Source organism: Sphingomonas sp. CFBP9019 (assembly GCF_034045155.1).
Taxonomy (GTDB): Bacteria; Pseudomonadota; Alphaproteobacteria; order Sphingomonadales; family Sphingomonadaceae; genus Sphingomonas; species Sphingomonas aerolata.
The window spans coordinates 334867-350294 of record NZ_JAXCWK010000003.1; the positions used below are offsets into that span (position 1 = coordinate 334867).

Annotated in this window: 16 protein-coding genes; 7 read left to right on the forward strand and 9 right to left on the reverse strand. The window is 67.1% G+C overall.

The features are described 5' to 3' along the window. Positions 1 to 125: 125 nt before the first annotated feature. Positions 126 to 1193, forward strand: a complete 1068-nt coding sequence (locus SOM18_RS09560; RefSeq protein WP_056405462.1) for an SPOR domain-containing protein — start codon at positions 126 to 128, stop codon at positions 1191 to 1193. 22 nt (positions 1194 to 1215) lie between these two features. Here the strand turns inward: SOM18_RS09560 and SOM18_RS09565 are convergent, their stop codons facing one another. Both SOM18_RS09565 and serB read right to left on the reverse strand, forming a co-directional pair. Beyond that, positions 1216 to 1950, reverse strand: a complete 735-nt coding sequence (locus SOM18_RS09565; protein ID WP_320481593.1) for a Crp/Fnr family transcriptional regulator — start codon at positions 1948 to 1950, stop codon at positions 1216 to 1218. A gap of 140 nt (positions 1951 to 2090) precedes the next feature. After that, positions 2091 to 2972: a phosphoserine phosphatase SerB gene (gene serB / locus SOM18_RS09570; RefSeq protein WP_031441006.1), complete on the reverse strand. Its 882-nt coding sequence runs from the start codon at positions 2970 to 2972 to the stop codon at positions 2091 to 2093. Here serB and miaA point away from each other — a divergent pair. From miaA to leuA, 6 genes are all read left to right on the forward strand, one after another. Further along, a complete protein-coding gene (gene miaA / locus SOM18_RS09575) occupies positions 2965 to 3894 on the forward strand; it encodes a tRNA (adenosine(37)-N6)-dimethylallyltransferase MiaA (RefSeq protein WP_320481594.1) in 930 nt (309 codons plus the stop codon). The two genes, serB and miaA, sit on opposite strands and share 8 nt — an antisense overlap. A gap of 82 nt (positions 3895 to 3976) precedes the next feature. After that, positions 3977 to 5725 (forward strand): acetolactate synthase 3 large subunit, encoded by a 1749-nt coding sequence (locus SOM18_RS09580; protein WP_031439772.1) that lies wholly within the window; start codon positions 3977 to 3979, stop codon positions 5723 to 5725. Next, positions 5725 to 6240, forward strand: coding sequence for an acetolactate synthase small subunit (gene ilvN, locus SOM18_RS09585; protein ID WP_031395186.1), 516 nt, complete (start codon positions 5725 to 5727; stop codon positions 6238 to 6240). Before SOM18_RS09580 ends, ilvN begins: the two co-directional genes overlap by 1 nt. Positions 6241 to 6347: 107 nt before the next feature. After that, the gene (ilvC, locus tag SOM18_RS09590; RefSeq protein WP_031439771.1) at positions 6348 to 7367 is read left to right on the forward strand and encodes a ketol-acid reductoisomerase; all 1020 of its coding nucleotides are present in this window, start codon (positions 6348 to 6350) and stop codon (positions 7365 to 7367) included. A gap of 482 nt (positions 7368 to 7849) precedes the next feature. Further along, complete coding sequence (locus tag SOM18_RS09595; RefSeq protein WP_031439107.1) at positions 7850 to 8455, forward strand: YceI family protein; 606 nt, start codon at positions 7850 to 7852, stop codon at positions 8453 to 8455. 193 nt (positions 8456 to 8648) lie between these two features. Next, on the forward strand, positions 8649 to 10307 hold the full coding sequence (leuA, locus tag SOM18_RS09600; protein WP_031439106.1) for a 2-isopropylmalate synthase: 1659 nt from the start codon (positions 8649 to 8651) through the stop codon (positions 10305 to 10307). Between the two features lie 42 nt (positions 10308 to 10349). On the opposite strand, the gene SOM18_RS09605 is transcribed toward leuA, so the two are convergent. From SOM18_RS09605 to SOM18_RS09635, 7 genes are all read right to left on the reverse strand, one after another. Continuing rightward, positions 10350 to 11027: a type 1 glutamine amidotransferase domain-containing protein gene (locus tag SOM18_RS09605; RefSeq protein WP_031439105.1), complete on the reverse strand. Its 678-nt coding sequence runs from the start codon at positions 11025 to 11027 to the stop codon at positions 10350 to 10352. A 105-nt stretch (positions 11028 to 11132) separates the two neighbouring features. After that, entirely contained in the window at positions 11133 to 11489 is a 357-nt protein-coding gene (locus SOM18_RS09610) for a dihydroneopterin aldolase (RefSeq protein ID WP_031439104.1), read from the reverse strand. Beyond that, positions 11482 to 12255, reverse strand: coding sequence for an SDR family oxidoreductase (locus SOM18_RS09615; RefSeq protein WP_031439103.1), 774 nt, complete (start codon positions 12253 to 12255; stop codon positions 11482 to 11484). The genes SOM18_RS09610 and SOM18_RS09615 overlap by 8 nt, the downstream gene beginning before the upstream one ends. After that, a complete protein-coding gene (gene folE, locus SOM18_RS09620) occupies positions 12252 to 12878 on the reverse strand; it encodes a GTP cyclohydrolase I FolE (protein ID WP_081874053.1) in 627 nt (208 codons plus the stop codon). The genes SOM18_RS09615 and folE overlap by 4 nt, the downstream gene beginning before the upstream one ends. 173 nt (positions 12879 to 13051) lie before the next feature. Continuing rightward, the gene (fghA, locus tag SOM18_RS09625) at positions 13052 to 13891 is read right to left on the reverse strand and encodes an S-formylglutathione hydrolase (RefSeq protein ID WP_031439101.1); all 840 of its coding nucleotides are present in this window, start codon (positions 13889 to 13891) and stop codon (positions 13052 to 13054) included. Next, positions 13891 to 14274: a VOC family protein gene (locus SOM18_RS09630; RefSeq protein WP_031439100.1), complete on the reverse strand. Its 384-nt coding sequence runs from the start codon at positions 14272 to 14274 to the stop codon at positions 13891 to 13893. Before SOM18_RS09630 ends, fghA begins: the two co-directional genes overlap by 1 nt. A 9-nt stretch (positions 14275 to 14283) precedes the next feature. After that, positions 14284 to 15390 carry an S-(hydroxymethyl)glutathione dehydrogenase/class III alcohol dehydrogenase gene (locus tag SOM18_RS09635; RefSeq protein WP_320481595.1) on the reverse strand — a complete coding sequence of 369 codons (1107 nt, stop codon included), beginning with the start codon at positions 15388 to 15390 and terminating at the stop codon, positions 14284 to 14286. Positions 15391 to 15428 lie beyond the last annotated feature (38 nt).

Genomic DNA, 15428 nt, shown 5'->3' on the forward strand with positions numbered 1-15428 from the left:
TTCCCAAGCCGTTACGACGACGTGCCGCGCCCCCGCACCTGACCGCCGCACGGCTTAACCCGATCTTTGCCTTCGCCGGGCTATCGCGACATGACGATCATCATTTGGCTTTAACGAGGTACTCGATGCGCAACCTGATTCTGGGCGCGGCGGCGACGGTAGCGGCGCTGGGCGCGGTGCCGGCCGCGGCGGACGTGAAGGCCGGCGTCGATGCCTGGAGCCGCGGCGACTATGCGACCGCGATCGACCAGTGGCGTCCGCTCGCGATCGCGGGCGACGCCGATGCGCAGTTCAATCTCGCCCAGGCCTATAAGCTCGGCCGCGGCGTCACGCTCGACCCCGCGCTCGCCGAAAGCTGGTTCCGCAAGGCGGCGCTGCAGGGTCATGTCCAGGCGCAGGACAATTACGGCCTCGCGCTGTTCCAGGCCAACAAGAAGGCGGACGCGCTGCCCTGGCTCGAAAAGTCGGTGGCGCGCGGCGAACCGCGGACGCAGCTCGTGCTCGGGACGATGTTGTTCAACGGCGACGCGGTGCCCCGCGATTACCCGCGCGCCTATGCGCTGATGTCGCGCGCGAGCACGTCGGGATTGCAGTCGGCCTCGCAGACGCTGGCGCAGATGGACCAGTATATCTCCCCCGAAGACCGCCAGCGCGGCACGGCGCTCGCCGAGCGCTATGCAGCGCAGGAAAAGATCGCGCGGTCGGGACTGTCGCCTGCGTCGCCGCCGCCGATCTCGGCCACTGGCCCTGCCAGGCCCGCTCCCCAGCCCGCTCCCCGGCCGGTAACGCCGGTCGCGCGCACCACGGTCCCCGCCTCATCCGTGTCCCCCGCGCCGGTGCCCCCGCGCGCTGCGCCGGAGCGTGCTGCCTCGCAAGCCGCGACCAGACCCGCACCGGTCACCCCGCCCCGGCTCGCGTCCGCGCCCAAGCCGGCGCCGAAGCCCGTGCCGAAGCCAGCAGCGAAGCCGGTCGCCGGGTCGGGGAAATGGCGGATCCAGCTTGGCGCGTTCCGCGATCGCGGCAATGCCGAGACGCTGTGGGGCAAGGTCAAGGGCAGGCTGGGCGGCGCGCAGCCCAGCTATGTCGCGGCGGGACCGGTGACGCGGCTGCAGGCGGGCGGATTCGCCAGCCGGGCGGACGCGACGCGCGCCTGCGCCGCGTCAGGCCAGCCCTGCGTCATCGTCGCCCCCTGACGCATCCCGACACGCCCGGCGTTCAGCCGCGCCGGCTCGGGATCCAGCTCGTGTCGCGTTCCGGACTCTGCGGCAACGCGGCGAGGACCGCCAGCGCGTCGCGGTCGTCGATCGTGATGACCCCGCGCCGCCACGTCGCGATCCCCGAGGTCCGCAGCTGGCGCAGCGTCCGGTTGACATAGACCGGGGTCAGCCCGGTCATGTCGCCGATATCCTCCTGCGTCAGCGGCACCGGCACGACATTCTCGATCGTCGGGTCGTTGCGCCGCAGCCGGGTGCGCAGTTCGAGGATCAAGGCGGCGATCCGGCTCGCCGCGCTGGTCCGCCCGATCGACGCGAGCCGCTCCATCAGCAAAACGCGCTCCTGCTGCGAGACGAGGAACAGCAATGCCGCGAGCCGCGGGTTGCTGCTGAACACCTGCCCGATCGCTGTGGTCTCGATCACGCCGAGCTTCGCCGCCGAGACCGCTTCGATCGTGTCACACGCGGTCGGGGCGGCAAGGCTCGGCATCCCGACCAGATCGCCGGGCAGATGAACCTTGACGATCTGCCGCGCGCTCTCGCCGACGATGATGCTGCACGCAACCCAGCCGCTCAGCAGTATATAGACCTGTGGGTCAGGTTCCCCCTGCATCCGCAGGATCTCGCCACGCTTCAAACCGATCGTTGGCCCGGCGAGCCGGCGGAAGGTATCAATGTCGTCGTCATCCGCACAGGTGAACGCCTTGAAGCGCTCATAGTCCCAGCCAGCATCCATTCGTCTCAGCCAATCAATCGCAAGTCTTTGGCATCGACCCCTAATTTTTGGATACAGCTTAGCAAGCCGGGATATGGCGCAGTGGCTTAACCTGGATTACCAAAGAGGGACTCGGTGGCTGGAAACGCGCTTGACGGCGCTCATTCGGTCACCCAGGCGGCGCGCGGCAGGCCCTGGGCATAGAGCAGCGCGGTCAGATCGCCATGGTCGATCCGTGCCGCCGCGGCTGCCGCGACGATCGGCTTGGCATGATAGGCGACGCCCAGCCCCGCCGCCTCGATCATCGCCAGGTCGTTCGCGCCGTCGCCGACCGCGAGCGACTGTTCGACCGCGATCCCGTGCTCGGCCAGCGCGGCGTGCAGCGTCGCCAGCTTGGTGTGCGATCCGACGATCGGCCGCGCGACCCGCCCCGTCAGCGTGCCGTCGGCAATCTCGAGCACGTTGGCGATCGCGACGTCGAAGCCGATCGTCCGCGCCACCGGCTCGGCAAAGCGCGTGAAGCCGCCCGACACGAGCACGGCCTTCGCGCCGCGCGCGCGCATCGTCCGTACCAGCGCCTGCGCACCCGGCATGATCGTGACCCGTTCGGCGAGGCAGCGTTCGATGTCGCTCTCCGCCAGCCCCTCAAGCAGCGCGACGCGCGCATCGAGTGCCGCCTCGAAGTCCAGTTCGCCGCGCATCGCGCGCTCGGTGATCTCGGCGATCTGCGGCTTGATGCCCGCATAGTCGGCGAGCTCGTCGATGCACTCGACGGTGATCATCGTCGAATCCATGTCCGCAATCAGCAGCGCCTTGGTCCGGGTCAGGCTCGACTGCACGACCACATCGGTCTTGCCGAACGCCCCCTCGAGCGCGGTCCGCGCCGCGTCGGGCGCCATGCCGAAGATCAGGTCGGCGGCGTCACCTTCGTCGATCCAGCCGCTCGCACCCGGCGCGCAGCCGGCGTCGCGGAGCCGGTCCATCGCGGTCGAAATATCGCCTGCGGTCAGCGTGCCCGAGGCTATAAGCGTTGCCGTGAACATAGAACATCTCCCGAAGGTCGCGCTCATCGCAGGGCCGACCGCGAGCGGCAAGTCCGCGCTCGCGCTCGCCATTGCCGCGCGCCACGATGGCGTCGTCATCAATGCCGATTCCGCGCAGGTCTATGCCGATCTCCGGATCCTCACCGCGCGTCCTTCGGTTGAAGAGGAAGCGAGCGCCCCGCACCGCCTGTTCGGCCATGTCGACGCCGCCGACGCGACCTATTCCGCCGCGCGCTGGGCCGCCGAGGCGACGCGCGCGATCGACGAGGTGGCGGCGGAGGGCAGACTGCCGATCCTGGTCGGCGGCACGGGCCTCTATGTCCGCACGCTGCTCGACGGCATTGCCCCCGTCCCCGCGATCGACCCCGACCTTCGCGAGCAGGTCCGCGCGCTCCCCGTCGCCGAGGCGCATGCCGCGCTCGCGCTGCTCGACCCGCCCGCCGCCGCACGGCTCAACGCCGCCGACACTACGCGCGTCGCGCGCGCGCTCGAGGTGGTCCGCGGGACCGGCCGCACGCTCGCCGACTGGCAGACCGAACGGGTGGGCGGGATCGGCGACCGGCTGGACGTTCGCGCGCTGATCCTGATCCCCGACCGCGACTGGCTGAACGCGCGCATCGACCAGCGCTTCGCCGAGATGGCCGAGACCAGCCAAGCGGAAGTCACCGCACTCCTCGCCCGCACCGACATCCCGCCGGACGCACCGATCCGCCGCGCGATCGGCGTTCCCGAGATCGCCGGACTCGTTCGCGGAGGGGTGTCGAAAACCGACGCGATCGCGGCCGGATCGCTCGCTACGCGGCGCTATGCCAAGCGGCAATATACCTGGCTTCGCCACCAGCCGCCGGCCGCCTGGACGCGCACTAACGCGCTCGATTTTTCAACGCGCTTGCAGCAATTTGAAACTATATTGCTAAAATGATGTTTGACACGCATCTTTTATATCGGTAGCCGCCCCCTCCACGAGGCGCTAAAGGCGGCGCATTCGAAAGGATTTTGACGTGATGACCGAGAAGAGTGGAGCCGATATCCTGATCGAGGCGCTGTGCGATCTCGGCGTGGAGGTCGTGTTCGGCTATCCGGGCGGTGCCGTGCTGCCGATCTACGACGCGCTGTTTCGCAGCGGCCGGATCAAGCACATCCTGGTGCGCCATGAACAGGCCGCGACGCATGCGGCGGAGGGTTATGCCCGCTCGACCGGCAAGCCCGGCGTGGTGCTCGTCACCTCGGGGCCCGGCGCGACCAATGCAGTCACCGGGATCACCGATGCGCTGATGGATTCGATTCCCATGGTCGTGATCACCGGACAGGTGCCGACCGCGCTGATCGGCACCGACGCGTTCCAGGAGGCCGATACCGTCGGCATCACGCGTCACTGTTCGAAGCACAATTATCTCGTGAAGGACCCGGCCAAGCTCGGCGGGGTGATCCACGAGGCGTTCCACATCGCCACCTCGGGTCGTCCGGGGCCGGTGGTCGTCGACATTCCCAAGGACGTGCAGGTCGCGACCGCGCGCTACACTAAGCCCGGCCCGATCCAGCACAAGACCTATCGCCCGCAGGTGAAGGCCGACCAGTCGCAGATCGAGCAGCTGGTGGACATGCTTGCTGCGGCCGAACGCCCGATCCTGTACACCGGCGGCGGCATCATCAATTCGGGCCCTGCCGCGAGCCAGCTGCTGTGCGAGCTCGTCCGCATCACCGGCGCGCCGGTGACGTCGACGCTGATGGGCCTCGGCGCCTATCCCGCGAGCGGCGAGCAGTGGCTCGGCATGCTCGGGATGCATGGCACCTACGAGGCCAACATGGCGATGAACCAGGCCGACCTCGTCGTCGCGCTCGGCAGCCGGTTCGACGACCGCGTGACCGGACGGCTCGACGCGTTCAGCCCGAACTCGCGGAAAGTGCATATCGACATCGATCGCTCGTCGGTGAACAAGACGGTGCGCGTCGATCTCGGCATCATCGCGGACGTCGGCCATGCGCTCGAGGACATGGTGCGGATCTGGAAGAGCCGTCAGCATCCCAAGCCCGACACCACCGACTGGCAGCGGCGGATCGCCGGCTGGCGCGCGGTCAAGTGCCTCGACTTCCCCGAGAACGACCCGAACGAGATCATGCCGCAGCGCGCGATCCGGGCGCTGTTCGACGCGACCAAGGCACGCAACCCGATCATCACGACCGAGGTCGGCCAGCACCAGATGTGGGCCGCACAGCATTTCGGGTTCGAAAAGCCGAACAAGTGGCTGACCAGCGGCGGTCTCGGCACGATGGGCTACGGCCTGCCCGCCGCGATCGGCGCGCAGCTCGGCAACCCGAACGCGCTGGTGATCGACATCGCCGGCGAGGCGTCGATCCAGATGAACATCCAGGAGCTGGCGACCGCCACCCAATACCGGTTGCCGGTGAAGATCTTCATCCTCAACAACCAGTATATGGGCATGGTCCGCCAGTGGCAGGAGCTCACCTATGAGAGCCGCTATGCCGAGAGCTATTCGGATTCGCTGCCCGATTTCGTCCGGTTGGGCGAGGCTTATGGCTGGAAGGGCATCCTGATCGAGACGCGCGACCAGCTCGACAGCGGGATCGCGGAGATGCTGGCCCATGACGGCCCGGTGATCGTCGATTGCCGCGTGTCGCAACTGACCAACTGCTTCCCGATGATCCCGAGCGGTGCTGCGCATACCGACATGATCCTTCAGGCGAACGAAGTGTCGGGCACGATGGACGACGAAGCGAAGGCACTGGTTTGATGCATATTTCCCAGGAAAAGGCCGAGCGGCATACGCTCGCCGTGATCGTCGACAACGAGCCGGGCATCCTCGCCCGGATCGCCGGCCTGTTCACCGCGCGCGGCTATAATATCGAGAGCCTGACCGTGTCGGAGATCACCGCCGACAAAGCGGTCAGCCGCATCACGATCGTCACCAGCGCGTCGCCCGCGACGATGGAGCAGATCCTCGCGCAGCTCGACCGGCTCGTCCCCGTCCACAAGGTCACCGACCTGACCGCGCAGGGCGCGCATGTCGAGCGCGAGCTGGCGCTGGTCAAGGTGCGCGGCACCGGCGACCACCGGATCGAGGCGCTCCGCCTCGCCGACGTCTACCGCGCGCGCGTGGTTGACGCGACGACGTCGAGCTTCGTGTTCGAGGTGACCGGCGGGATCGACAAGATCGACAAGTTCGTCGAGCTCATGGGCGAAGTCGGCCTGATCGAAGTCGCCCGCACCGGCATCGTCGCGATCGCCCGCGGCAAAGAGCCGGCGTAAGTTTACCCCGTCATCCCGACGCAAGTCGGGACACAGAACCACGAACGGCGCCGCCTGGAACCCTGGGTTCCGGCGTTCGCCGGAATGACGAAAGAAGGAAGAATATAATGCGTGTCTATTACGATCGCGACGCCGACCTGAACCTGATCACCGACAAGAAGATCGCGATCGTCGGTTACGGCTCGCAGGGCCATGCGCACGCGCAGAACCTGCGCGATTCGGGCGTCAAGGACGTCGCGATCGCGCTGCGCGAGGGCTCGCCGACCGCCAAGAAGGCTATCGAGGCCGGCTTCGCGGTCAAGTCGAACGCCGAGGCGGCGGCCTGGGCCGACATCGTCATGATTCTCGCCCCCGACGAGCATCAGGCGGCAATCTACGCGACCGACCTGCACGACAATCTGAAGCAGGGTGCGACGATCGCGTTCGCGCACGGCCTCAACGTCCATTTCGGCCTGATCGAGCCACGCGCCGATCTCGACGTCATCATGATCGCGCCCAAGGGCCCCGGCCACACCGTGCGCAGCGAATATGTCCGCGGCGGCGGCGTCCCCTGCCTGATCGCGATCGACCAGGACAAGTCGGGCAACGCGCACGACATCGCGCTCGCCTATGCATCGGGCGTCGGCGGCGGCCGCTCGGGCATCATCGAAACCAATTTCCGCGAGGAATGCGAGACCGATCTGTTCGGCGAGCAGGCCGTGCTCTGCGGCGGCATCACGCACCTGATCCAGGCCGGGTTCGAGACGCTGACCGAAGCCGGCTACGCCCCCGAAATGGCCTATTTCGAGTGCCTGCACGAGACCAAGCTGATCGTCGACCTGCTCTATGAGGGCGGGATCGCCAACATGCGCTATTCGATCTCCAACACCGCAGAATATGGCGACATCACCACGGGTCCGCGGATCATCACGTCGGAGACCAAGGCCGAGATGAAGCGCGTGCTGGCCGACATCCAGTCGGGCCGGTTCGTGAAGAACTTCATCCTCGACAACCGCGCCGGCCAGCCCGAGCTCAAGGCGGCGCGCAAGCAGGCGCTGGCGCATCCGATCGAGAAGATCGGCAGCGAGCTGCGCGGCATGATGCCGTGGATCGGGAAGAACGCGCTGGTGGATAAGGCGAAGAACTAAGGCCGGTATTCGCCGCCTTCCCTACGCTCGTTCGTGCTGAGCGACGTCGAAGCACCCCGCTTGGGGCAGGCCCTTCGACTGCGCTCAGGGCGAACGGGGGGTATTTGGCTACCGATAAGGGGCCGCTGCTTGCCCCCCCACCCCACCCCACCCCACCCCACCCCGGCGCAGGCCGGGGCCCAGTTGGGAAGGCCGGAGTAACGGAGCGCCGTCTTGCGTTACCACCGTCCCCCAGCTGGACCCCGGCCTTCGCCGGGGTGGTGGCACTTGGAGTAAGCGCGCCCCTCCCCCAGTCCCCGTTTCCCGCGAACGCGGGGGTCCAGGGTCTCGGGCGGTGATCGTGGTTCAGCTGGGCCCCCGCATCCGCGGGGGAACACCCGCCCCCCCCCACCGACCCAAATCCGAAACACAGCGTTGGCATAACGTCATTTGACGCGCTCCCTCCGCTCGGCCAGCATCGCGCGTTCAACAGGAGACCCCGCATGCGCCTAGCCCTAGCCACCATCCTCGCCCTCACCGCCGCTCCCGTATTGGCGCAGACTGCCGCCGTCCCCGGCGCCCCCGTCAAGGCGCGTGTCGCCGCGGGTACCTATGCGGTCGATGCCAACCACACGCAGGTGACGTGGCAGCTCAACCATATGGGCTTCTCGATGCTCGAGGGGCAGATCGGCGCATCGGGTGGCAGCATCACGATCGATCCGGCGAAGCCCAACGCGACCAAGGTCGAGGTCAATTTCGCGATCGACCAGCTGTCGGTCACGTCCGCGCCGTTCGCGGGCCATCTGAAGTCGAAAGACTTTTTCGACGCCGCGACCTACCCGACCGCCAAGTTCGTCTCGACCAAGGTCGTCGCGACCGGCGACAAGGCGACCATCACCGGTGATCTTACACTCAAGGGCGTCACCAAGCCGGTCGTGCTGCAGGCGACGTTCGTCGGTGCGGGCGCGAATCCGATGAACAAGAAGCTGAACTTCGGCTTCCGCGCGACGACCTCGATCAAGCGCAGCGACTTCAACATCGGCGCCTACGCTCCCGTCGTGTCGGACAAGGTCGACCTGACGATCAACGCGGCATTCGCTGCGCAATAATACGTACGCCGACCCTATCGCGCTGGACATTTACCGTGTCCGCGCGATAGGGAAGACGCAATGTCTCACGGTCGCCTTCTGCTGCTTCGACTTACGCGCCCTTAGGCGCGCCGATCGTTTGCGTGGTGGCCAGCCCCCGCGCCTCGCGCCTAAGGGCTGACCCGAACGCTCCCGATCACGAGAGACACGAGCCATGCTGCGCGACCCATCGACCAAATACCGACCCTTCCCGCAAATCGACCTGCACGACCGCCAATGGCCGTCCAAGACGATCGTCAAGCCGCCGCGCTGGCTGTCGACCGATCTTCGCGACGGCAATCAGGCGCTGATCGACCCGATGGATGCCGAGAAGAAGACGCGCTTCTTCGACCTGCTCTGCAAGGTCGGGCTGAAGGAGATCGAGGTCGGCTTTCCAAGCGCGGGCGCGACCGAGTTCGATTTCATCTCAGGGCTCGTGAAGACCGGCCGCATCCCCGACGACGTGTCGATCCAGGTGCTGACCCAGTCGCGCCGCGACCTGATCGAGACGAGCTTCGCCAGCCTCGTCGGCGCGAAGACCGCGATCGTCCACCTCTACAACGCGGTGTCGCCGGCATGGCGCAAGATCGTGTTCGGCATGGACCGCGCGCAGGTGAAGCAGATCGCGATCGACGGCGCCAAGGTGCTGCGCGACGAGGCCGCCAAGCAACCGAACGTCCGCTGGCAGTTCGAATATTCCCCTGAGACCTTCTCGACCGCCGAGCTCGAGTTCAGCCTCGAGGTCTGTGAGGCGGTGATGGACGTCCTGATGCCGACGCCGGACAATCCGATCATCTTCAACCTGCCCGCCACCGTCGAGTGCGCGACGCCGAACATCTATGCCGACCAGATCGAGTGGTTCGGCCGCCATATCCGCAACCGCGATTCAGTCGCAATCAGCCTGCACACGCACAACGACCGCGGCACCGGCGTCGCCGCCGCCGAACTCGGCATGATGGCGGGCGCGGACCGGGTCGAGGGCTGCCTGCTCGGCAATGGCGAGCGCACCGGCAATTGCGATCTCGTGACCGTCGCGCTCAACATGTACACGCAAGGGGTGGATCCGAAGCTCGACCTGTCGGACATCGACGCGGTCGTGAACACGGTCAACTACTGCACCAACATCCCCGTCCATCCGCGCACGCCCTACGCGGGCGACCTCGTCTTCACGGCGTTTTCTGGCAGCCATCAGGACGCGATCAAGAAGGGGTTTGCCGCGCAGGAGGCGAAGAACGACACATTGTGGGAGGTGCCGTATCTGCCGATCGACCCCGCCGACCTCGGCCGCAGCTACGAGGCGGTGATCCGCGTCAATTCGCAGTCGGGCAAGGGCGGCGTCGCCTGGGTGATCGAGCAGGACAAGGGGCTGAAGCTGCCCAAGCGGTTGCAGGCCGATTTCAGCCGTCACGTCCAGGCCTATGCCGACGAGACGAGCCGCGAACTGAATGCGGCCGATATCTGGCAGCTGTTCGAGCGGACCTATCTGCCGCACGCCGACGACCGCGTGGAGCTCCGCGACTATGAGGAAAGCGGCACCGCGGGGCAGCGCGTCTTTATCGGCCGCGTCGCGATCGATGGCGAGGAACGGTCTATCTCGGGCCGCGGTAACGGACTGATCTCGGGCGTGATCGCGGCGATCGCAGAGTCGACCGGGCCGACGCTCGATGTGGTGGACTATAACGAGCATGCGATCGGTCATGGTGCGGACGCGCAGGCGGCGGCCTATGTCGAATGCCGGACCGCGGCGGGCAAGACGGTGTTCGGCGTCGGCATGGACACCGACATCGCCACCGCCTCGGTTCGCGCCGTCCTCAGCGCCGCCAACCGCGCCTGACGCCCGGAAGGGCGGCCACCGGCAGGGCCAGTGGCCGTTCTTTCAGGCGAGCTTCGCCAGCAGCGCCTGTGCCGCCTTTTCCGACGATGCGGGGTTCTGCCCGGTGATCAGCAGGCCATCCTCGACAACATGAACGCCCCAGTCGGCGGTCTTCGAATATTTGCCACCCTGCTGCGCGAGCATGTCCTCGACAAGGAACGGCACGATATCGCTGAGCCCGACCGCGGCCTCTTCGCTGTTGGTGAAGCCGGTGACCGTCTTCCCCTTCACCAGCGGCGAGCCATCGGCCGCCTTCACGTCGCGCAACACGCCGGGCGCATGACAGACCAGCGCGACGGGCTTGCCCGCGCCGATGGTCGTCTCGATCAGCGCGATCGACGCCGGGTCGTTGGCGAGATCCCAGAGCGGGCCGTGACCGCCTGGATAGAACACCGCGTCGAAGTCGGCGATCTTCATCTCGGACAGTTTCCGCGTGTCGGCGAGCGCCGCGCTGGCCTCCGCGTCGCCCTCGAACCGGCGCGTCGCATCGGTCTGCGCGTCGGGCTTCGCGCTGCTCGGATCGAGCGGCGGCTGGCCACCGGCCGGCGAGGCGAGCGTGATGGTCGCGCCGGCATCCTTGAACACATAATAGGGCGCGGCAAGCTCCTCGAGCCAGAAGCCGGTCTTGCGGCCGGTATCGCCGAGATCGGCATGCGAGGTGAGAACGACGAGAATGTTCACCATAAGTCTCCGGATGCGTGGGTTATGGGCAGGGAACGAGCCGGCTGCAGGATCGGCGCCGCTCACGGGCACCAAATGCGCCCGGTCGTGGGACTATCGCCTCCACTAGATCACGCGTTCGCGCACGATCCGGCACCCGATCGCGGCATCGGGGTAGATGTCGGTCTTCATCGTCTCGACCTCGACCCGCCTCACCCGCGCGTCACCCAGGCACAGCGCCGCGATCGCCTCGCACAGCGTCTCCTGCAACGCGAACGGACGCTCCGCCGCCATTGCCAGGATCCCGGCACGGACGAAGTCGTAATCGAGCACCTCGCCGATCGCGTCCTCGCCAAGCGGCCCCGGATATACGACCGTCATCTCGACCGAGACGACGACGCGCTGCGGTGCCACCTCGTGCGGATAAATGCCCAGCCGCATCATCACCTCGAGCCCGTCGAGGATCGTCGTGAACTCAGCCATTGCGCTCCCCATGATGCCGGTCGAACATCACGTCGCCGTCGCGCGCCAGAAACCGCTGCCCGCAATCGACGAACAGATTCTGTCCGGTCACGCCCTTCGCACCCAGCAACCACGCGACCGCATCGGCGACCGCCTTCGCCCCGACCGGGCGCTGGAGCAGGTTGTCGCTCGCCACTGCCTCGAATTCCGCGTCGGTCTGGTCGCCGCTCGGCAGGGTCAGCCCTGGCGAGACCGCGTTGACGCTGATCCGGGGCCCCAGCGCCTGCGCCAGCATCACCGTCGCCCCCTCCAGCGCGATCTTGCCGCAGCTATAGGAGAAGAAGTCGGGGTTGAGGTTGGCGACCTTCTGGTCGAGCAGATTGACGATCGCGCCGTCACGGACATCCTCCTGCGACGCCAGCGCCGAGGCGAGCAGCACCGGCGCGCCGCAGTTGATCGCAGCGAGCTCGGCGAACAGCGCAGGATCAACCGCGGGCGGTCGATCGAACGCGAACTTCGATGCGCAATTGACCAGCCCGTCGATCGGACCGCCGATCGCGCCCCGCGCCGCCGCGAATAGATCGCCGACCCCGCGCAGATTGCTCAGATCGCCCTCGACCGCCGCCGCACGGCCGCCGCTCGCGACGATCTCGTCGACCAGCGCATCGGCTTCCTCGGGCGAGTGCCCCTGATGCACGACCACCGCATGCCCGTCCGCCGCCAGCCGCCGGACGATCGCGGCGCCCAAGCGCTTCGCCCCGCCGGTGACCAGGACGGTTCGGATCATGCGCGCGCGCCCATCAGCGACAGCACCTCCTTGCGGCTGCGCTCATCCTCGCGGAACACGCCCATCATCCGGCTGGTGACCATCGTCACCCCCGGCGTCCGCACGCCGCGCGCAGCCATGCAGGCATGCGTCGCCTCGATCACGACCGCGACGCCCTGTGGCTTCAGCTGCTCCCAGATGCAGTCGGCCACTTCCGCGGTCAGCCGCTCCTGCACCTGCAACCGGCGGGCAAAGCCGTGCAGGACGCGCGCCAGCTTCGAGATGCCGACGACATGGTTGCGCGGCAGATAGGCGATGTGCGCCTTGCCGATGATCGGTGCCATGTGATGCTCGCAGTGCGACTGGAACGGGATATCCTTCAGCAGGACGATCTCGTCATAGCCGCCGACTTCCTCGAACACGCGTTCGAGATGCCGCGCCGGATCGTCGCCATAGCCCGCGCAATATTCCTTCCACGCGCGCGCGACCCGGCGCGGGGTGTCGACCAGCCCTTCGCGCGTCGGATCGTCGCCGGTCCAGCGGATCAGCGTCCGGATCGCCGCCTCGACCTCCTGCGGAACGATCAGCTTGCCATCCGGGCCGACGGCTGGCTCGGCATCGGCAAAAGGCGTTTCGGCGATCATCACAGCGCTCCATCATTCCGCCGCAGGCCGGCGTGCAAGGTCCTCGGTACGAAAGCCCGACCGAGGTATCATAATATCGACAATATCGCAGCGGACTCCCGCCCGCCGCGCGCCATGCGGCCGTCCGCGGCCCGAACACAAGGGCCGCATCATATCGCTTGCGTTACGGCGTGTCAGGCACGCCGCAGCCGTTCCGCATGCCAGGCGACATGATCCGGCATGAAGGTCGATATGAAGTTATAGCTATGGTCGTATCCCGGCTGCATCCGCAACGTCAGCTCGATCCCCGCCGCCGCGCACGCCTCCGCCAGCAGCGCCGGCTTCAGCTGTTCGTCGAGGAAGCCGTCGGCCTCCCCCTGATCGACGAGGATGTCGGCGACCCGCGCGCCATCGGCGATCAGCGCACAGGCGTCGTAGGCACGCCAGTCGGCACGGTCGGGCCCCAGATACCCCGTCAGCGCCTTCTCACCCCAGGGGCAGTGCAGCGGCGCGACGATCGGCGCGAAGGCCGACACGCTGCGGAACCGGTCGGGATTGCGCAGCGCGATCGTCAGCGCGCCGTGCCCGCCCATCGAATGCCCGGTGATCCCCTGCCGCGTCATGTCCGCCATCGGAAATTCCGCCGCGATCAGCGCGGGGAGTTCGTCCTCGACATAGCGCTTCATGTTGAAGTTCGCCGCCCAGGGCTGCTCGGTCGCATCGACGTAGAAGCCCGCGCCCTGGCCGAAATCATAGGCGTCGTCGTCGGGAACCCCCTCTCCGCGCGGACTCGTGTCGGGCGCGATCAGGATCACGCCGTGTTCGGCACAGGCGCGGCGATACTCGCCCTTGTCCATGACATTGGCATGCGTGCAGGTCAGCCCCGACAGGAACCACAGAACCGGCAAGCGCGCATCCGGCGCGTGCGGCGGGATATAGACGGCAAAGGTCATGTCGGTGCCGGTCGCGGTCGACGCGTGGCGATAGACGCCCTGCGTGCCGCCGAACGCCGTGCTGGTCGATAGCGTCTCCATCACGCGACCCGATGAGCGGCGCAGAGCTTGTTGCCCGACGGGTCGCGCAGATACGCCAGATACAGGGTGCGACCCGCGGTGCCGTGCCGGACGCCGGGCGGATCCTCGCAGGCGGTGCCGCCGTGCGCGAGCCCCGCGGCATGCCAGGCGTCCGCCGCCTCGGGCGAGGCCGCGACGAACCCCATCGTGCTGCCATTGCCGTGCGTGGCCGGCTGCCCGTCGATCGGCGGCGTGACGAGGAAGCGGCCGCCGGCGTGCGCGTACACGATCCGGCCCCATTCATCGATTACGCCTTCGGGCACGCCGAGTGCGCCCAGTGCGGCGTCGTAGAACGCCTTCGACGCCGCGATATCATTGGCACCCAACATGATGTGGCTGAACATATTTCCCCCTCAGTAGATCACGACGGAGCGGATGCTCTCGCCGGCGTGCATCAGGTCGAACCCCTTGTTGATCTCGTCGAGGGACAGGCGGTGCGTGATCATCGGGTCGATCTCGATCTTGCCGTCCATATACCAGTCGACGATCTTGGGCGTGTCCGTACGTCCCCGCGCGCCACCGAACGCGGTCCCGCGCCAGTTGCGTCCGGTGACGAGCTGGAACGGCCGCGTGCTGATCTCCTTGCCCGCCTCGGCCACGCCGATCACGATCGAGGTGCCCCAGCCGCGATGACACGCCTCGAGCGCCTGGCGCATGACGGTCGTGTTGCCGGTCGCGTCGAACGTGTAATCCGCGCCGCCGTCGGTCAAAGCGACGATATGCTGGACGATGTCGCCCACATCCTTCGGGTTGGCGAAATGCGTCATGCCGAAGCGGCGACCCCATTCCTCGCGGTCGGGATTGATGTCGACGCCGACGATCATCCCTGCACCCGCCAGTCGCGCGCCCTGGATCACATTCAGCCCGATCCCGCCGAGCCCGAACACCACGACCGTATCGCCGGGCTGGACCTTCGCGGTGTGGACGACCGCGCCGACGCCCGTCGTCACGCCGCAACCGACATAGCAGGAGGTGTCGAACGGCGCGTCGGGGCGGATCTTGGCCAGTGCGATCTCGGGCAGCACGGTGAAGTTCGAGAAGGTCGAGCAGCCCATGTAATGGAAGATCGGCTGGCCCTTGTAGCTGAACCGCGTCGTGCCGTCGGGCATCAACCCCTTCCCTTGCGTCGCGCGGATCGCGGTGCACAGGTTGGTCTTCTGGCTCAGGCACGACTTACACTGGCGGCATTCGGGCGTGTAGAGCGGGATGACATGATCGCCGACCGCGACGCTGGTGACGCCCGCGCCGATCTCGCGGACGACGCCCGCCCCTTCATGCCCCAGCACGCTCGGGAAAAGGCCTTCCGAATCAAGTCCGTCGAGCGTGTACGCATCGGTATGACAGATGCCCGTGGCCATGATTTCGACCAGAACTTCGCCGGATTTAGGTCCCTCGAGGTCGAGCTCGACGATCTCGAGCGGTTTTTTCGCCTCGAAGGCTACGGCGGCGCGGGTCTTCATGCATGGGTCTCCTTGGTGGCGCATCAGATGAACCGCAG